Source organism: Pseudomonas viridiflava, assembly GCF_003702045.1.
GTDB classification, from domain to species: Bacteria; Pseudomonadota; Gammaproteobacteria; order Pseudomonadales; family Pseudomonadaceae; genus Aquipseudomonas; species Aquipseudomonas viridiflava_C.
The window spans coordinates 134,572-151,336 of the sequence record NZ_RBTP01000011.1 but is presented as its reverse complement, the minus strand read 5'-3'; the positions used below and the strand labels follow the sequence as shown (position 1 = coordinate 151,336).

18 protein-coding genes and 2 pseudogenes are annotated in these 16,765 nt (G+C 59.6%); 8 read left to right on the top strand and 12 right to left on the bottom strand.

Features of this window, described 5'->3' with window-relative positions; genetic code table 11:
• Window positions 1-103 precede the first annotated feature (103 nt).
• Window positions 104-382, top strand: a pseudogene (locus ALP40_RS25700) (siderophore-iron reductase FhuF); the annotation flags it as partial.
• Window positions 383-399: 17 nt separating this feature from the next.
• Window positions 400-456 carry a (2Fe-2S)-binding protein gene (locus ALP40_RS26000; protein WP_236442361.1) on the top strand — a complete coding sequence of 19 codons (57 nt, stop codon included), beginning with the start codon at window positions 400-402 and terminating at the stop codon, window positions 454-456.
• A 30-nt stretch (window positions 457-486) separates the two neighbouring features.
• Here the strand turns inward: ALP40_RS26000 and ALP40_RS02190 are convergent, their stop codons facing one another.
• Window positions 487-1,212, bottom strand: a complete 726-nt coding sequence (locus ALP40_RS02190) for a 4'-phosphopantetheinyl transferase (RefSeq protein ID WP_219853773.1) — start codon at window positions 1,210-1,212, stop codon at window positions 487-489.
• Window positions 1,213-1,466: 254 nt separating this feature from the next.
• A complete protein-coding gene (locus ALP40_RS02185; protein WP_122206656.1) occupies window positions 1,467-2,255 on the bottom strand; it encodes a dienelactone hydrolase family protein in 789 nt (262 codons plus the stop codon).
• A gap of 159 nt (window positions 2,256-2,414) precedes the next feature.
• Here ALP40_RS02185 and ALP40_RS02180 point away from each other — a divergent pair, with 159 nt between their 5' ends.
• The 4 genes from ALP40_RS02180 (at window position 2,415) to ALP40_RS02165 (ending at window position 6,671) form a co-directional block, all read left to right on the top strand.
• On the top strand, window positions 2,415-2,765 hold the full coding sequence (locus tag ALP40_RS02180) for a hypothetical protein (RefSeq protein ID WP_122206655.1): 351 nt from the start codon (window positions 2,415-2,417) through the stop codon (window positions 2,763-2,765).
• 27 nt (window positions 2,766-2,792) lie between these two features.
• Window positions 2,793-3,470, top strand: coding sequence for a response regulator (locus ALP40_RS02175; protein WP_122206654.1), 678 nt, complete (start codon window positions 2,793-2,795; stop codon window positions 3,468-3,470).
• Window positions 3,467-4,813 (top strand): ATP-binding protein, encoded by a 1,347-nt coding sequence (locus ALP40_RS02170; protein WP_122206653.1) that lies wholly within the window; start codon window positions 3,467-3,469, stop codon window positions 4,811-4,813. The genes ALP40_RS02175 and ALP40_RS02170 overlap by 4 nt, the downstream gene beginning before the upstream one ends.
• A 505-nt stretch (window positions 4,814-5,318) precedes the next feature.
• The gene (locus ALP40_RS02165; RefSeq protein WP_122206652.1) at window positions 5,319-6,671 is read left to right on the top strand and encodes a dicarboxylate/amino acid:cation symporter; all 1,353 of its coding nucleotides are present in this window, start codon (window positions 5,319-5,321) and stop codon (window positions 6,669-6,671) included.
• 89 nt (window positions 6,672-6,760) lie between these two features.
• Here ALP40_RS02165 and ALP40_RS02160 read toward each other — a convergent pair whose 3' ends face one another.
• The gene (locus ALP40_RS02160) at window positions 6,761-7,255 is read right to left on the bottom strand and encodes a SprT family zinc-dependent metalloprotease (RefSeq protein WP_004884196.1); all 495 of its coding nucleotides are present in this window, start codon (window positions 7,253-7,255) and stop codon (window positions 6,761-6,763) included.
• A 121-nt stretch (window positions 7,256-7,376) separates the two neighbouring features.
• Window positions 7,377-7,976, bottom strand: coding sequence for a Yip1 family protein (locus ALP40_RS02155; protein ID WP_122206651.1), 600 nt, complete (start codon window positions 7,974-7,976; stop codon window positions 7,377-7,379).
• A 219-nt stretch (window positions 7,977-8,195) separates the two neighbouring features.
• Here ALP40_RS02155 and ttcA point away from each other — a divergent pair, with 219 nt between their 5' ends.
• Window positions 8,196-9,020 carry a tRNA 2-thiocytidine(32) synthetase TtcA gene (gene ttcA, locus ALP40_RS02150; protein WP_122206650.1) on the top strand — a complete coding sequence of 275 codons (825 nt, stop codon included), beginning with the start codon at window positions 8,196-8,198 and terminating at the stop codon, window positions 9,018-9,020.
• A 6-nt stretch (window positions 9,021-9,026) separates the two neighbouring features.
• Here the strand turns inward: ttcA and ALP40_RS02145 are convergent, their stop codons facing one another.
• From ALP40_RS02145 to arsC, 4 genes are read right to left on the bottom strand one after another with little or no spacing between them, the layout of a single operon-like run.
• Window positions 9,027-9,698 (bottom strand): DNA-3-methyladenine glycosylase I, encoded by a 672-nt coding sequence (locus ALP40_RS02145; protein ID WP_122206649.1) that lies wholly within the window; start codon window positions 9,696-9,698, stop codon window positions 9,027-9,029.
• A 38-nt stretch (window positions 9,699-9,736) separates the two neighbouring features.
• Window positions 9,737-10,153: a DUF2069 domain-containing protein gene (locus ALP40_RS02140; RefSeq protein ID WP_122206648.1), complete on the bottom strand. Its 417-nt coding sequence runs from the start codon at window positions 10,151-10,153 to the stop codon at window positions 9,737-9,739.
• A complete protein-coding gene (gene wrbA, locus ALP40_RS02135) occupies window positions 10,146-10,751 on the bottom strand; it encodes an NAD(P)H:quinone oxidoreductase (protein ID WP_122206647.1) in 606 nt (201 codons plus the stop codon). Before wrbA ends, ALP40_RS02140 begins: the two co-directional genes overlap by 8 nt.
• Entirely contained in the window at window positions 10,748-11,101 is a 354-nt protein-coding gene (gene arsC / locus ALP40_RS02130) for an arsenate reductase (glutaredoxin) (protein WP_122206646.1), read from the bottom strand. The genes wrbA and arsC overlap by 4 nt, the downstream gene beginning before the upstream one ends.
• A 132-nt stretch (window positions 11,102-11,233) precedes the next feature.
• Here arsC and ALP40_RS02125 point away from each other — a divergent pair, with 132 nt between their 5' ends.
• Complete coding sequence (locus ALP40_RS02125; RefSeq protein WP_122206645.1) at window positions 11,234-11,701, top strand: TlpA disulfide reductase family protein; 468 nt, start codon at window positions 11,234-11,236, stop codon at window positions 11,699-11,701.
• 185 nt (window positions 11,702-11,886) lie between these two features.
• On the opposite strand, the gene ALP40_RS02120 is transcribed toward ALP40_RS02125, so the two are convergent.
• The 4 genes and pseudogenes from ALP40_RS02120 to ALP40_RS02105 all read right to left on the bottom strand — a co-directional run bounded on the left by ALP40_RS02120 (window position 11,887) and on the right by ALP40_RS02105 (window position 16,621).
• Entirely contained in the window at window positions 11,887-12,294 is a 408-nt protein-coding gene (locus ALP40_RS02120) for an META domain-containing protein (protein ID WP_122206644.1), read from the bottom strand.
• Complete coding sequence (locus ALP40_RS02115) at window positions 12,291-12,728, bottom strand: hypothetical protein (protein ID WP_122206643.1); 438 nt, start codon at window positions 12,726-12,728, stop codon at window positions 12,291-12,293. The genes ALP40_RS02120 and ALP40_RS02115 overlap by 4 nt, the downstream gene beginning before the upstream one ends.
• A gap of 45 nt (window positions 12,729-12,773) precedes the next feature.
• Entirely contained in the window at window positions 12,774-13,763 is a 990-nt protein-coding gene (locus ALP40_RS02110; RefSeq protein ID WP_122206642.1) for a 2-hydroxyacid dehydrogenase, read from the bottom strand.
• Window positions 13,764-13,860: 97 nt separating this feature from the next.
• Window positions 13,861-16,621, bottom strand: a pseudogene (locus ALP40_RS02105) (response regulator).
• Between the last annotated feature and the right edge of the window lie 144 nt (window positions 16,622-16,765).

The window sequence follows — 16,765 nt, the reverse complement described above, 5'->3', positions numbered from 1 at the left end:
GTCGAAGACAGGGTGGGGCCTCGCTCAAAAAGTGGTCAGTCAGCTCTATTTTATTTGGGTGGCAGCTAGCTTGAACTTCATAAACCCGCTTGAGAGGACACGTTTGAAAGAGAGTCTCTGCGAGCAAGCTACAAGCGATACACAGCCTGTAGCACTGCCCGACCTGCTGCGCCCCGAGCGGCTGGACGCGTTGATGTTGAATCTTTATGGCGCTGAACTCATGACCAGGCATCTACCGGTGCTGGTGTCCCAGTGGGCCAAGTATTACTTCATGCAGATCATTCCTGCGGTGCTGTCGGCCAACCTGTTGCAAGGTCGTCATGACGCGCTGCACCTGAATAAAGTCTGGCTGACGCTAGATGAGCGAGGTCTTGAGGTGGGCAGCGACAAGCCTGTTGTCTGAGTTATCAGGTCGAGTGGGGCGGTCGGTGCGCGCATTGTCCATTGCACGATTGATCCCGACGAAAACGCTCACAAGGCCACTGATCAAACAGGAACCGCGATCAGGCTCAGCAGGTGATCGTCCTGCACGCTGAACTGGCCCTCCAGTTCCTTGCCGTGGTGCCACTCGCCGGACAGGTCCATCAGCAACCGCATGCGCGCGCTGCCGTCTTCGGACCACTCCACAAGCTCGGCATCTTCGAAATAAAAGCGTTTTTGAACGATGGGATACAGCGCCTTGAACAGTGCTTCTTTTATGGAGAACGTCAGGGTCACGCGTAACGCGATCTGGTCTTGCGGCCCTTTGGCCATCTCGGCCAGTTCATTGGCCGTCAGAATCTCCCCGGCCAGGCGTGAGGCGCGGTCGTGGCTCAACAGGTTTTCCGTGTCCAGCCCCAGCCCGCGCCACTGTTGTTTGTGGGCGACCACGGCGGCGGCCCAGCCGGTGCTGTGGGTGATGGAACCGCAGACATCCGTGGGCCAGACCGGCGCACGGTCTTCACCGATGCCGGGAGCGTAGCGGCGTGCATCGAGCCTGCGCAGCGCTTCGCGGGCGCAGAGCCGACCGGCGAGAAACTCGGTCTGGCGTTTGGCGACCGAGCGCTGGATGCTGGCAGGCTTCTCGACCGTCACGCGCTGAAAGTCGCCATCGACAAGCTTCAGGGGATCGAAACGGCCACTGACCAGCACCGCACCGGGCACGGCCTGGGGCAGCGGCCAGTGGGCAAGCAGTTCGGGACAACAGGCGGGTAGGGCGGGTAGTTGGGTCATGAACGGCATTTTGCCGGGGGATCAGGCTTGAGGGAAGGCTGGATTTGACTGAGATGATCGTTCCCATACTCTTGGACTGCCCTCCGAAAGCCGGTAAAGCCTAAGAAGATGCGGCGTCTGAACGCAGTATTCGCGGACAAGTCCGCTCCCACTCTGGGGGCAGTCCATTCCAGCGTGGGAATGGCTCTCAGGACGCTCCACGTCCGCTTTGGAGTGGGACGCGGAACGTCATGGGCATGCTCGGTTGCGAGCAATCAACCGAAGATTTTCTTGAAGAACACCTGCATGTCCGACCATGAGCTTTGATCGGCTGCCTTGTCGTAGCCAATGTCCGGGCCACCGTGTTCGCCGTGGCTCAGGCGGTCGGCGTCAGGGTTGGTGAAACCGTGCTTGGCACCGTCGATGCTGACGAATGTGTAGTCGGCGTTGGCGTCATCCATTTCTTTCTTGAAAGCAGCCACGTTTTCCGGGGTGACCATGCTGTCTTTGGCACCGTGTTCAACCAGCATTGGCACCTTGATGCCGGGTTTGGCCGGGGTGTTGGTGACCAGTGCGCCGTGGAAGCTCACCACACCCAGCAGCGGTTCGCCACGGCGGGCGGCATCAAGCACGATCTTGCCGCCAAAGCAGTAACCGATGGCGGCTATTTTCGCCGGATCGGTTTGCGGCTGCTTCTTCAGTTGTTCAAGGCCTGCGTCGAAACGCTTGTCGGCGGCGTCGCTGTCCTTGAGGGCGGCCTGCATGAACGCCATCGCGTCTTTCGGGTGCTCGGTGTTCTTGCCTTCACCGTACATGTCGATGGCCATCGCACTGTAGCCCAGCGCTGCCAGGTCGCGGGCGCGGCGCTTGGCATACTCGTTCAATCCCCACCATTCGTGCACCACCAGAATCCCGGGACGCGGGCCTTTTATGGCGTCGTCGTAGGCGTAATAGCCCACTAGTTTGGTGCCGTCGGCACTCTTGTAATCGACCTGCTCGGTCTTGATCGCGGCCTGGGACATTCCAGCCAGACTCATCATGATCACAGCCATCCACACGCGCATGTTCAGCTCCTTCTAGGTGGGGTGTTGCATTGAGTCGCAACAATAGCCGATTCGACGTCATTCAGTGCAGGTTCATGCAGCGTTCAGTCGGGGTTCAGCGCGGCGCGATTACTGTTGAGGCGTACCTTGACAGCGTCCCCGAACGCAAAAGGAGTCCGCATGTTGAACATCAACAAGTTTTTCCTGGCCCTGGCTTTTCTGGGTGGCAGTGCGGCGGCGCAGGCCGGTGATGGCAGAGTCGAGCCAACGCGTATCGAGTTTGGCAAGACCAGCGAACGTCTTGATGATGCCAATGGCTGGAGCCACGAAATGGGCCAGCAGGACCGTAAAAACGTTGCAGTGGGGACGCTTTATTCGCCGCCGGTTTACGGCACGGTGTCAGGCACCCACAATGGTGTGCCCGTGAGCCGTGAAATCCTGCTCGGCAGCTATGATGTAACGCAGTACGTGCCCGTAAGTGCCCGGCTGTTAAGCACCGATGCGACGTTGTCGTTTCATTCTTTGTCTTGAGGCTGGGGCTGTGCCTGGGAGGGCTGCATGAAGTTGTTGGTGGTTGAGGATGAAGCGTTGTTGCGGCATCACCTGCGGACCCGTCTGACTGAAGCGGGGCATGTGGTTGAAGCGGTGGCCAATGCCGAAGAGGCGTTGTACCAGGTCGCGCAGTTCAATCATGACCTTGCCGTGATCGATCTGGGGCTGCCCGGTATCGGCGGGCTGGACCTGATTCGTCAGTTGCGCGCCCTGGGCAAAGCCTTTCCGATTTTGATCCTGACCGCACGCGGCAACTGGCAGGACAAGGTCGAAGGGCTGGCGGCCGGGGCTGACGACTACGTGGTCAAGCCATTCCAGTTCGAAGAACTGGATGCGCGGCTCAACGCGTTGCTGCGTCGGTCCAGTGGCTTCATTCAGTCCACCATCACCGCAGGCCCGCTGCTGCTGGACCTCAATCGCAAACAGGCCGCGCTGTCCGAACAGCCGCTGGCGCTCACGGCCTACGAGTACCGGATTCTGGAATACCTGATGCTCCATCACCAGCAAGTGGTGCCCAAGGAGCGACTCATGGAGCAGTTGTACCCGGACGACGACGAGCGCGATCCGAACGTGATCGAGGTACTGGTCGGGCGTCTGCGTCGCAAGCTGGACGGTAATCTGGCGTTCAAACCCATCGAAACCGTACGCGGCATGGGCTATCTGTTCACTGAGCGCTGTACGTGATTCGTTCGCTGCGCCTGCGCCTGATGCTGGGCGCCGCGACCCTTGCGGTCATTTTCATGCTGCTGATGCTGCCTGCGTTGCAGAGCGCTTTCAGCCTTGCGTTGCGTGGCGCTATCGAACAGCGCCTGGCGTCGGACGTCACCACAATGATCTCGGCAGCGCGTGTCGAAGACGATCACCTGTTGATGCCGTCGCTGCTGCCGGGCGAGCAGTTCAATCTGCCGGGCAGCCGTTTAATGGGCTACATCTATAACCGTCAGGGGCAGATGGTCTGGCGCTCGCTGTCCACCGAAGCGATGGACATCGACTACCACCCCAACTACGACGGCCAGGGCAGCCAGTTCACCAAAATCAAGGAAATCAACGGCGACGAATATTTCGTCTATGACGTCGAGATCCGCTTGCTGGGTGGACGCAATGCAGCCTTCAGCATCGTCGCCGTGCAGCCGTTGCGCGGTTATCAGGAAACCATCAACAATCTGCGTCAGAAGCTTTATTTGGGGTTCGGCACCGCTTTGCTGGTGTTGCTCGGCTTGTTATGGATGGGGCTGACGTGGGGCCTGCGTGCGCTGCGAGGCTTGAGCGTGGAGCTTGATCAGGTGGAAACCGGCGAGCGTGACAGCCTGAGCGAACAACACCCCAGCGAACTGCTGCGACTGACCGACTCGCTCAACCGTTTGTTACGCAGCGAGCGTGAGCAGCGTGCGCGGTATCGCGACTCGCTGGGCGATCTGGCCCATAGCCTGAAAACCCCATTGGCGGTGTTGCAAGGCGTCAGTGAAAACTTCGCCAAACGCCCCGATGACGTTGAACAGGCACGGGTGCTGCAATCGCAGATCGAACGTATGAGCCAACAAATCGGCTATCAACTGCAACGCGCAAGCCTGCGCAAGAGCGGACTGGTACGCCATCACGTGATACTGCGGCCCGTGATCGAAAGCCTGTGCAACACGCTCGACAAGGTGTATCGCGACAAGCGGGTCAAGGTCACCCTGGACCTTCCCGAACAGTGTCAGGTGCACATGGAAGAGGGCGCATTGCTGGAAATGCTCGGCAACCTGCTGGAAAACGCCTACCGGCTGTGCCTGAGCGAGGTCCGCGTGAGCTTCAGCCCGTCGCCGTCGGGGGACACAGTCTGCATCGAAGACGACGGCCCTGGCGTGCCCCAACACCAGCGAGCGCGCATTCTGGAGCGTGGCGAACGCCTCGATCGCCAGAATCCCGGCCAGGGCATCGGCCTGGCCGTGGTCAAGGACATCATCGAAAGCTACAGCGCACGCCTCACACTGGATGATTCGCCACTGGGCGGCGCGGCGTTCAGGATTCACTTCATGGCGGAGTAGCTGAGGCCAAATGTGACGCAGAGCGTCACGGGCGGCCTGCTTGCGCAGGAGCACCAGGGGAAACGCTCAGGTCTTGCTGGATCCACCCTGTGGAAGATAGTTTGCTTGCGAAGAGGTCAGTACATCCTCTGAACAGCCTTCGTGAGCAAGCTCACTCCACACGGCGAAGCGATCTGGACCTAATCGTCATCGCTCAGGACGCTCAGGACGCTCCGGCGTTCGCTGTGAAAGGCGGATACCCGCCACTGCAGCCCGGTTTTTCGCTCAATGCGGCGGAAAACCGCCATCTCTTTTTTCGGTTCCCGTCTATTGTTAGCCCAGCGCCCTTGTAATTCGTGGCGTTGATGTCTCTTTGCCTCTATGGCATGCCTATTGCTACTTAACTTCCAGAGGCCTGCCCCGTGCAGCTCGACAAAACAAATCCCTCCAGTGCAGGAGGGTTAGCGCTTTATAGGCTCGCGCGCATCAGGTAACGATGCCGACGGCGCCCTTGAGGATAACTGCAATGACGACTCGTCAGCCCATCTACAAATCTCTCTATTTTCAGGTAATCGTAGCGATTGTTATCGGTATCCTGATCGGCCACTTCTACCCTGATACCGGCAAGGCCCTCAAGCCGCTGGGTGACGGGTTCATCAAGCTGATCAAGATGGTTATTGCCCCCATCATCTTCTGTACGGTAGTCAGCGGTATCGCTGGTATGCAGAGCATGAAGTCGGTTGGCAAGACCGGTGGTTACGCGCTGTTGTACTTTGAAATCGTTTCGACCATCGCCCTGTTGATCGGCCTGATCGTCGTGAACGTGGTTCAGCCGGGCGCCGGCATGAACATCGACGTCAGCACGCTGGACGCCTCCAAGATCGCCGCTTACGTGACGGCTGGTCAGGACCAGAGCATCGTCGGCTTTATCCTCAACGTCATTCCGAACACCATCGTTGGTGCGTTTGCCAACGGCGATATCCTGCAAGTCCTGATGTTCTCGGTGATCTTCGGTTTCGCCCTGCATCGCCTGGGTGCCTATGGCAAGCCGGTGCTGGACTTCATCGATCGCTTCGCTCACGTGATGTTCAACATCATCAACATGATCATGAAGCTGGCGCCCATCGGTGCGTTCGGTGCAATGGCCTTCACCATCGGTGCCTACGGCGTGAGTTCGCTGGTGCAGTTGGGTCAACTGATGATCTGCTTCTACATCACCTGCGTCCTGTTCGTGGTGCTGGTGCTGGGCTCGATCTGCCGTGCCCACGGCTTCAGTATCTTCAAGCTGGTTCGCTACATCCGTGAAGAGCTGTTGATCGTACTGGGTACGTCTTCGTCGGAATCGGCCCTGCCGCGCATGCTGATCAAGATGGAGCGTTTGGGTGCCAAGAAGTCTGTCGTAGGCCTGGTTATCCCGACTGGCTACTCGTTCAACCTGGACGGTACGTCGATCTACCTGACGATGGCGGCTGTGTTCATCGCTCAGGCGACCAACACTCACATGGACATCACGCACCAGATCACTCTGCTGCTGGTTCTGCTGCTGTCGTCCAAAGGTGCTGCTGGCGTGACCGGTAGCGGCTTCATCGTTCTGGCTGCAACCCTGTCGGCTGTTGGCCACCTGCCGGTTGCCGGTCTGGCGCTGATCCTGGGTATCGACCGCTTCATGTCTGAAGCACGCGCCCTGACCAACCTGGTCGGTAACGCGGTTGCCACCGTCGTGGTTGCCAAGTGGGTCGGCGAGCTGGACACCGACAAGCTGCAGTCCGAGCTGGCTTCCGGTGGTTCTGCGATCCTGGAAACCCGTCCTGAAGACGACCTGGGCGTCGCTGAAGGCCCGACTCCAGCCAACGCAGTGAACACCGGTAAAACAGTCTGATAGCGTTCATGACTGGCTGATAAAGCTCAGACCATAAAAAACCCATCGTCGGATGGGTTTTTTTTTGCCTGCGATTTGTGAGGGTTGGGTTATTCGGTGCGGGTTTCGCCGCTGAACACCAACGTCTGGCGACAACGCCTGCACAAATAGCGTCGGCCCTTGCTGACCATGCTGTGGCGCTGGGCCGTAAAAGGAAAATCACTGTCGGCGCACGGGCAGCGGTAGATGTAGCGCGTCACGCTGCGGCGCTTGACCGCGTAGGTATGGCAGCGATTGGGGGGGAGTTCGTACACACCGCGCATGATCAACTGCCATTCTTCGCCGTGGGGCTGAATGCTGCCGCCGAACAACTGGTGAGCGATCAGGTGCGCGACTTCGTGCGGCACGGTCTGGCGCAGAAAGTCTTCGGCGTTTTCCTGATACAGCTGCGGGTTGAAGCGCAGCAGGTTCTCATGCAGATGGGCGACGCCCGCTTTCTGGCCGCGCAGTTTGAAGCTGACGACCGGGCGTTTGAACGTACGTTTGAAAAAGGCTTCGGCTTGTTGATAGCAGGTTTCGACGCGGGAATTGAGTTGCTCGGGCATGCTGTGTGGCTCTCCAATGCGCCAAGTATGCCGTAATGTGGGGGCGCGCTGAAAACACCAACTGCCCGGTGGTCATTTACATAGACGGGTCTGCACAGTGGCGGACCCGCTCAGCTCCTGCTCATTGGGTGTATTGCGGACCTATCCCGATGCCCCACAGCACGACGGTAAACGCCATGATTGCAACCAGCACTACCAGGCCCACAGCCAGGATCGAGCTGGAAAACATGAATCCCTCTTCCGAAGGCAGGTTCATGAACGTCGGCAGGCCGACATAGAGCAGGTAAACCGTGTAACAGACCGCCGCCGTGCCGACGACCATGCCGAGCCACAGGTGGGGATAAAGCGCTGCCAGACCGCCAAAGAACAGGGGCGTAGCGGTGTAGGTGGCGAACGCTATGCATTGCGCCAGCGTCGGGGTGGCGTCGTAGGTGCGCGCCATCCAGTGGATGAAACTGCCCATGACCGCCACGCCTCCCAACATGGAGGCATACGACATGATCGCCATCCAGATCGCGCTGCCATGCGTGAGCATCACCGGTGGACGCTCGCCGATGACCCAGCCGACTTGCGTTGTGCCTATATAAGCCGAAACCACCGGGATGGCTGCCAGGACCAACGTGTGCGTGAGGTACATGTGGCCGATGGTTTCTTCTTCACCCCGAATTTGCTTCCATTCCTGATCGGGGTGCGTGAAGAGCCCCCAGACATGATGAATCATGTGCGTACTCCTTATGTTCGGATACGACTTCATGAATCAGTATAGGAACTTCATCCCTGCGACATAACCGCGCGCTTAGAGCGTTTGGCGATTGCACAACGGCTGTTAATAGCAAGCGGTACTCAGCGGTACACGCAAGTACGTTGTTTTACCGGCCTGCGGTTTTGCGTAAAATGGCGATCTTTTCTCACTGTCATCGTTAGCGGATACCACCAGTCAATGGGCACCCTTTCAGTCAATCAGAACAAACTGCAGAAACGCCTGCGTCGGCTGGCCGGCGAAGCGGTTGCCGACTTCAACATGATTGAGGAGGGTGACAAAGTCATGGTCTGCCTGTCCGGGGGCAAGGACAGCTACACCATGCTCGACGTGCTCATGCATTTGCAGAAAGTCGCGCCGATAAAGTTCGACATCGTTGCCGTCAACATGGACCAGAAGCAGCCGGGGTTTCCGGAGCACGTATTGCCGGCCTATCTGAAAGAACTGGGCGTCGAGTACCACATCGTCGAGAAAGACACTTACTCGGTGGTCAAGGAACTGGTGCCTGAAGGCAAGACCACGTGCTCACTGTGTTCACGCCTGCGTCGCGGCACGCTGTACACCTTCGCTGATGAGATCGGTGCGACCAAAATGGCGCTGGGTCATCATCGCGATGACATCGTCGAAACCTTCTTCCTGAACATGTTCTTCAACGGCTCGCTCAAGGCCATGCCGCCCAAGCTGCGTGCCGACGATGGCCGCAACGTGGTGATTCGCCCGCTGGCGTATTGCCACGAGAAGGACATTCAGGCGTATTCGGACTTCAAGGCGTTCCCGATCATCCCTTGTAACCTGTGCGGTTCTCAGGAAAACCTGCAGCGTCAGGTGGTCAAGGAAATGCTGCAAGACTGGGAGCGTAAGACCCCAGGCCGCACTGAAAGCATCTTCCGCGCCTTGCAGAACGTCCAGCCTTCACAACTGGCCGACCGTAACCTGTTCGACTTCACCAGCCTGCGCATCGACGAAACCGCTGCCTCGCGGTTCGTCAATGTGGTCAATATCTGAACGTGATCAGTGGTTGACCGTAAACGCCAGCATCGCTGAAAGCTGGCACATCGGTCTGCCGCTTTCCGCGTGCCACTGGTTGAACACGTCCTGCACAATGGCCTGATCGCGTTTGCTGGTGGGTACTCTGTCGACAATATCCTGCGCATTCAGCGCGGCCACTACGTCGTTGGTGGGGATGAACGTGTCTTTGCCCACCATGCGCAGGAAACGCGGCGCGGACAGCCCACCCATCTGGTTGCCGTGTTTAGCCAGGTATTGCCAAAGCCCGGTGATGTTATCGACCGGCCATTGAGCGATGAACTGGCCGAAACTGCCATGCTCCTGTTCGATGTCCAGAATCAGTTGCGCGTTGCGCGGTACGCTTTTGAGCTTGCCCAAGTGGCGAATGATGCGTGCGTCCTGCATCAGGCGTTCCAGGTGATCGGCGCCCATCAGCACGACTTTTTCCGGATCGAAGCGAAAGAACACCTCTTCGAACGCAGGCCACTTGGAGTCTACGAGGCTGTGCTTGAGACCTGCCCGAAACACACGCAGGGCCAGCGTTGACAGGTAGCGGTCCGCGCTAATGGCTTGCAGTTGCCTGGGGGTTTTGGGGGTGGGCAGATAGGCTTCCAGTGCTTTGGCGGAGCCGAAACGGTTCAGGCAGTATTCGTTCAGCCATTTGTAATCGTGCATCGGTTCTCCAAAGGACAATCAACAGACAGGTCGGGGGTTCAGACCTGCGCGAGCTCCGCAAGTTTGCGGTTTAGCTGAAAACGCCAGCGCACGTAGAGCAACGTGCTGACGAACACGGCGACACTGACCGACATTTCCAGCAGTCCGAACAGCCAGCGATTCGGGTCGAACGCGGCAAGCGCACCCTTGAGCAAGTACAGGTTGACGACAAAGCATGTCCACGCATGCCCGCGTGGGCTGCCGGTGAACATGCCGGGCGCCAGAATCAACAAGGGCAGCAGCTCAACGGCCAGGATCACCCCTGGCCGAGCGCCGTGCAGATCGGCAAAAAACAGGTAATACACCGACAGCAGGGCGATCATGCCGAGAAAACCGATCAGGCTGGCGGCCCGGCTCAAACGCACCCGTGGCTCCAGCCATTCCCTGGCCGGCAGCGCCTTGGGCGTTTTAGCCACGCGGGGTGTCCAGTTGCAGCGCGGTTTTCGCCACGCGCTGGCCCAAGGCGCGGCACAGGTCGGTTTCGTGACGGTCCAGCGGACGTTTGCCGTCGGCGCCTGCGTGATGGCTGGCACCGTAGGGCGTGCCGCCGCCAGTGGTTTCCAGCAACGCGGATTCACTGTATGGCAGGCCCATGACCAGCATGCCGTGGTGCAGCAGGGGCAACAACATCGACATCAATGTGGTTTCCTGACCGCCGTGCAGGCTGGCGGTGGAGGTAAAGACGCTGGCCGGCTTGCCAACCAGCGCGCCGGTCAGCCACAGGTTACTGGTGCCGTCCAGGAAGTACTTGAGCGGTGCGGCCATGTTGCCGAAACGGGTCGGGCTGCCCAGCGCCAGACCCGAGCAGTGCTTGAGATCATCAAGGGTCGCGTACAGCGCGCCGTTTTCCGGAATGCCGGGCGCGGTCGCTTCGCAGTCGGCAGAGATGGCAGGCACGGTGCGCAGTCGCGCTTCCATGCCGCCGAGCTCCACACCACGGGCAATCTGGCGGGCCATTTCGCTGGTGGCGCCGTTGCGGCTGTAATACAGGACCAGAATGTAAGGTGTGCTCACGGCAATAGCTCCAGAACGTTCTCGGGTGGGCGGCCAATAACGGCCTTGTCGCCAACGACCAGAATCGGCCGTTCGATCAGTTTCGGATGCGCGGCCATCGCGGCAATCAGGTGTTCGTCGCTCAGGCTCGGGTCAGCCAGATTCAGCTGTTTGTAATCATCCTCGCCGGTGCGCAGCAGTTGTCGTGCGCTCATGCCCAGCTTGTCGAGCAACTGCCGCAGTTGGGCGGCATCCGGTGGGGTTTCCAGATACAGGACGACGTCGGGACTCAGGCCGCGGGCCTGAAGCAGTTCCAGCGCGCCGCGGGATTTGGTGCAGCGCGGGTTGTGATACAGCGTCAGATCGGTCATTTGCAGGTCGCATCTTGCAGGGAGTGACGCGTATTCTACCCACGCGATGGCACTGTTCGACATATCGAGTAGTCAATAGTCGCATTCAGGTTCATCAGTAACCGGTCTTCAGAGTCGAGGAAGGAAGCACAGATGGTTAGGCGATTGGCAGCAGCGGCGACGCTTATCGGCAGTTTGCTGCTCAGTGGATGTGGCGTGGATCTGGGCGCGGACCAGAACGGTCAGAAGGTTTCCAGCGAGCGTATCGACGGTCATTGGCTGGTGGTGAACTACTGGGCCGAATGGTGCGGACCGTGCCGCGTGGAGATTCCGGAATTCAACACCTTGTCCGAGCAGTTGAAGGACAAAAAGGTCACCGTGCTGGGCGTCAACTTCGACAATCTGCAGGGCGACGAGCTGAAAAGTGCGGCAAGCGCGATGGGCATCAAATTCACCGTGCTGGCTCAGGACCCGGCCGAGCACTATGACTTGCCACCTTCCGAAGCGCTGCCGGTAACCTACATCATCGACGACAAGGGCAAGATGCGTGAGCAATTGCTGGGCGAGCAGTCCGCCGCGACCGTGATGCAGAAACTCAAGGCGCTGCGCGGGGAGGGTTGATCCTGCGCGCATCTGATCGTTCTTCACGCTCTGCGTCCAGCGGTGGTGAATCCGACGGTTTCTCTCTTCTGAGACCCAGAGGGACGCGGAGCGTCCCGGTTGCATGACCGCGCGGAGCATGGGCACGATCAACGTACCGAAGATGATCGCTCCGCCAGCGGTGGTTAAGTCACCGCACTGTTCTGTCAGCTCTCTTCCAGCCAGAACCGCAGCGGCTTGCCTTCGGCTGGCCACAGGCGCAGTTGTTGAATGGGTGAGATGTCCCAGCGCTGGACGCTGGACATGGATTTCAGGAAGCGTTCTTCCTGCTCCATCAGTGCAGGCGCGCACATTTTGCGGGTCTTGCCCAGGGCGCCGAAGCTGATGGTGCCGTCGCGCAGCGTGTAAGGCGCGAACCAGTGATTGCAGCCTGCATTGCCATAGGCGCGGCCGTCGGCACCAAGGGTCATGGTCAAGCGGCTGTTATCGATCAGCGGACGTTCGCCGATCCACTCCATCACATAGCTTTGGTCCTGCCGAATGCTGGGTTGCTGCGTCGAACAGCCCACCAACAGCGCACTTGCGATCAGGCTTGTCAGCAAAAACTGTTTCATGCCGCCTGCCCCTGGCACTTCTTGCAGAAATGCTTTTCGCCTTCGGTTTTCCAGCCCAGTTCCGCAATGCGAGCAGCGGCTGCAGGTTTCTGCGCCTTGACGCCCAGCTTGCTCTCAACCATGAACTCGAACTTCAATTCGACGTTGCAACGGTCGCAATGCACCTGCCACTCGTGGATCGCCAATTCGTCGAACACCGGCCCGTGGGCAACCGCGACCCATTGGCCAGGCGGGTTGATCAGGTGCCGGACTTTCTCGACCGACAGGCGCATATAAAGGCTTTTGCTGCCCTTGATCGTCACCAGCAACTGGTCGTTGTTGTGGATGGAGCCGCCGTTGCCGGTGACCTGATACCGACCAGGCCCCAGTGTGCGGCACTCGGTCAGGGTATGTTGCGGGTTGAGCATGCTGTAGCGGAAATCGTGTTCGACCATGGGTCCTCCAAAATTGCGCGCATCCTAACATGCACAGCCGCCAGGTTAACCCTCTACCCGATTCTGCGACGTGCCCGCCGCCCAGGCGACGATGTTATCCAGCGTGGTACGGGCGATAGCACTAAGCGCTTCTTTGGTCAGGAAAGCCTGATGCGCCGTGACGATGACATTGGGGAAGGTCAGCAGGCGCGCCAATACGTCATCCTGCAACGGCAGGTCGGAACGATCAGTAAAAAACAGCTGAGCCTCTTCTTCGTAAACATCCAGCCCCAGATAGCCCAATTGACCGGTCTTGAGGGCATTGATCAGCGCTGGGGTTTCCACCAGTGCGCCACGTCCGGTGTTGATCAGCATCGCGCCGGGTTGCAACGTGGCCAGCGACTGTTCGTTGATCAGGTAGCGGGTCTGCTCGGTGAGCGGGCAGTGCAGGCTGATGATTCGCGACTGAGCCAGCAGGTCGGGGAGGCTCAGGTATTGAGCACCCAGCGCCTCGACTTCGGGATTGGGGGTGGGGTCGTGGGCCAACAGCGTGCAGCCGAACCCGGCCATGATTTTTGCGAACGTCGCACCGATCTGTCCGGTGCCGACGACCCCGACGGTCTTGCCGACCAGATCGAAACCCGTCAGACCATGCAGGCTGAAATCGCCATCGCGGGTGCGATTGCAGGCACGGTGCAAGTGCCGGTTGAGCGACAGAATCAGCGCCACCGCATGCTCGGCCACGGCATGAGGTGAATAGGCGGGCACCCGCACGACGCTCAAACCCAGGCGCAGGGCGGCGGGCAGGTCCACATGGTTGAAGCCGGCCGAGCGCAGCGCGATCAGTTGCGTGCCGCCCCCTGCCAGGCGCTCAAGCACCGGTGCACCCAGGTCGTCGTTGATAAAAGCACAAACCACTTCATGGCCGTCGGCCAGCGCGGCAGTTTCGATCGTCAGGCGAGCGGGCTGAAAACTCAGCTCCAGTCCGTCGGGCAGGCGTTCGGCAAGAAAGCTGGCGCGGTCGTATTCCTGACTGCTGTAGATGAGTACACGCATGGGTGAGGGTCCTTTTTGCGGTGTCAGGTCTTGATCGCTCATCGTTCTACACGTCGCGATGAGCGCGAGCGTGGGCACGATCAAGAGTGTTTCAGGATCAAGCCGTCACCCGCGCCTCTGCCGCCAACCGTATGATGGCCTTTTCAAGATCATCCAGCGCGTCTTCGGTATGCGGCGCATCCTGTTTGAGCAGGGTTTCGGCGCGCTGGCAGGCGGTGCGCAGTTGCGGGACGCCGCAGTAGCGTGTCGCACCGTGCAGGCGGTGGACGCGTTCGATGATGCCTTGAATATCTTCGCTGGCACGCGCAGCCCGAATGGCGTCGCGGTCGGCGTCCAGTGAGGCCAGCAGCATGGCCAGCATGTCCGCCGCCAGATCCGGCTTGCCAGCTGCCAGCTGCCAGACGCAAGCCTTCTTCGTGATCCAGCACCAGCGGCCCGACGTGAGCGACGCTGGTTTCCGCCTGACGTTCCGGGACGGGGTTGCGCAGCGCCAGCCCTGTCCATTTGAGCACCACCTGCGCCAGTTGGCGTTCGCTGATCGGTTTGGTCAGGTAGTCGTCCATGCCGCTTTGCAACAGCGAGCGTTTTTCGTTGGCCATCGCATGAGCTGTAAGGGCGACAATCGGCAGGGAGGTTTGATTGCGCTCGGTTTCCCAGGCGCGAATCGCTTCGGTGGCCTGACAGCCGTCCATGCCTGGCATCTGAACGTCCATCAGCACCAGATCGAACGCTTCCTGCTGCACTGCGCTCACGGCCGCGTAACCCCCGTCCACCGCCACGACTTCAGCGCCCATGTCTTCGAGCAGGGTCTGCACCAGCAGCAGGTTGGCAGGATTGTCGTCCACGCACAGCACGCGCGGCGCACGGCTGGACAGCGGCAGGCTGACGTCGGCACGGATCGCACGTGGTGCAATCAGTTCGGACAGCGCCTTGTGCAGTTTACGGCTACAGGCCGGCTTGGCCTGCAACTGGGTGTACACATCGTGTACGGACATCTGGAACAGCGCATGCTCAGTGGTGGGGCACAACACCATCACCTTGCAGTTAAGGTTTTCCAGGTCCCAGATATGCTGGCGCAACCGCTCCGGCGAAATTTCCAGAGCCGTTACGCCCAGCACCACCAGATCAATGGCCTGTGACGTGTCATGCGCTGCCGTCACGCCGTTGAGCAGGTTTTCCAGATTGTTGAAGACAACGGTGTGCAGCCCGCAGTCCTCCAGTTGATGCTCCAGCGCCTGACGGGCCAGATCGTGGTGTTCAAGCACCGCCGCGCGCAGGCCTTCGAGCGCTTGGTTGGCGGTTTCCTCCTTGTCTTCGCGAGCCTTGGGCAGGTTGAGGCTGATCCAGAACTCCGAGCCTTCGCCCGGTGTGCTGTCGACCCCGATTTCGCCGCCCATCTGCTCGATCAGTCGCTTGGAAATCACCAGCCCCAGGCCCGTACCGCCCGGTTGGCGCGAGATGGAATTGTCGGCCTGGCTGAACGCCTGGAACAGCGCGCGCACGTCCTGACTGGACAGGCCTATGCCGGTGTCCTGCACGCTGATGCGCAACTGGGCATGTTCTTCGGTTTCGTCTTCGAGCATGGCGCGGGCGACGATGGTGCCCTGGCGGGTGAACTTGATCGCGTTGCTGACCAGATTGGTCAGGATCTGCCTGAGCCGCAGCGGGTCGCCCGACAGGGCCAGCGGCGTGTCGCGGTAAACCAGACTGACCAGTTCAAGCTGTTTGGCGTGGGCAGCGGGTGCCAGGATCGTCAAGGTGTCTTGCAATAAGTCGCGCAGGTTGAACGGAATGTTATCCAGCACCAGCTTGCCGGCCTCGATCTTTGAGAAGTCGAGGATCTCGTTGATGATGCTCAACAGGTTGTCGGCGGACTTTTCGATGGTGCCGAGGTAGTCGTACTGACGCGGAGTGAGCTCGCTTTTTTGCAACAGGTGGGTAAAGCCCAGAATCCCGTTGAGCGGCGTGCGGATTTCGTGGCTCATGTTGGCCAGAAATTCGGACTTGATCCGGCTCGCTTCCAAGGCCTCCTTGCGCGCCAGGTCCAGCTCGATGTTCTGGATTTCGATGGTTTCCAGGTTCTGCCTGACGTCCTCGGTTGCCTGATCGATGCTCATTTGCAACTCTTCCTGCGCATTCTGCAGGGTGGCGGCCATGCGATTGATGCCCGACGCAAGCTGATCCAGCTCGCGGCTGCCCAGCGGTGGCAGGCGTGTTTCCAGGTTGCCGTCCTTGAGTTGCGAAACGGCCTGCTTGATCTGGCTCAGCGGGCCGTTGATGGTGCGGCTCATGCGGACGGCCAGAATGGCGGTGAAGGCAAGGCCGGTGAAAATCAGCAGCAGGCTGGCAAACAGGCTGCGATAGCCGCGCAACAGAGTGCCGTTGTGGGAAATCTCAAGTTCCACCCAGCCCAACAGCATGTCGGCTTCGGCGGGGATGATCGGGCTGGTGAGGTGACGCTGATGACCGAATACCGGCATCAGGTAGCGAGTGGCGTCATTGCCGGACGAACTGAGCAGCTGGGTGCTGCTGCCAATGGGCGAAGGACTGATCAGGGTCGGCCCCGCATGAGCCAGCGAGGTGCGATCGACATCCAGGAACGACACGGCGCGCACGTCGGCCTGTTCAAGAGTCTGGGTCGCAATGCGGGTCAGCAAAATCTTGTCTTTGCGCCCCAATGCACTGGCTGACAACGGCGCCAGATCCTGAGCGATCATTTCGCCGCGCTGCAACAACTGGTTCTGCAGTTCGTGCAATTGCATCCAGGTGAAATAGCCGCCCAACACCGCGGCCATCAGGCTGGCGGGGAGGATGGTCAACAGTAGTACGCGGCCTTTTATACCCAGCTTGTTCAGCACGCTCTTTCTCCAGCAACCGGTATCAGTCCGTCGATATCAGGCAGCAGTCGCCTGGCCCTATCGGCACAAGGGGATGAGTTTAGCCATTTACCGTCAGTGTGGGCACATTAGTGTTGCGCCAGAAATGCCCTTGATCCAAAGAGG

Coding starts and splice junctions, on each gene's coding strand:
- ALP40_RS02155 (WP_122206651.1), bottom strand. CDS start 7,976: ATGATTCATCATGTCTGGGGGCTCTTCACGCACCCCGATCAGGAATGG.
- ALP40_RS02175 (WP_122206654.1), top strand. CDS start 2,793: ATGAAGTTGTTGGTGGTTGAGGATGAAGCGTTGTTGCGGCATCACCTG.
- ALP40_RS02180 (WP_122206655.1), top strand. CDS start 2,415: ATGTTGAACATCAACAAGTTTTTCCTGGCCCTGGCTTTTCTGGGTGGC.
- ALP40_RS02160 (WP_004884196.1), bottom strand. CDS start 7,255: ATGCCCGAGCAACTCAATTCCCGCGTCGAAACCTGCTATCAACAAGCC.
- ALP40_RS02120 (WP_122206644.1), bottom strand. CDS start 12,294: ATGAAACAGTTTTTGCTGACAAGCCTGATCGCAAGTGCGCTGTTGGTG.
- ALP40_RS02125 (WP_122206645.1), top strand. CDS start 11,234: ATGGTTAGGCGATTGGCAGCAGCGGCGACGCTTATCGGCAGTTTGCTG.
- ALP40_RS02185 (WP_122206656.1), bottom strand. CDS start 2,255: ATGCGCGTGTGGATGGCTGTGATCATGATGAGTCTGGCTGGAATGTCC.
- ALP40_RS02165 (WP_122206652.1), top strand. CDS start 5,319: ATGACGACTCGTCAGCCCATCTACAAATCTCTCTATTTTCAGGTAATC.
- ttcA (WP_122206650.1), top strand. CDS start 8,196: ATGGGCACCCTTTCAGTCAATCAGAACAAACTGCAGAAACGCCTGCGT.
- arsC (WP_122206646.1), bottom strand. CDS start 11,101: ATGACCGATCTGACGCTGTATCACAACCCGCGCTGCACCAAATCCCGC.
- ALP40_RS02190 (WP_219853773.1), bottom strand. CDS start 1,212: ATGACCCAACTACCCGCCCTACCCGCCTGTTGTCCCGAACTGCTTGCC.
- ALP40_RS02145 (WP_122206649.1), bottom strand. CDS start 9,698: ATGCACGATTACAAATGGCTGAACGAATACTGCCTGAACCGTTTCGGC.
- ALP40_RS02110 (WP_122206642.1), bottom strand. CDS start 13,763: ATGCGTGTACTCATCTACAGCAGTCAGGAATACGACCGCGCCAGCTTT.
- ALP40_RS02115 (WP_122206643.1), bottom strand. CDS start 12,728: ATGGTCGAACACGATTTCCGCTACAGCATGCTCAACCCGCAACATACC.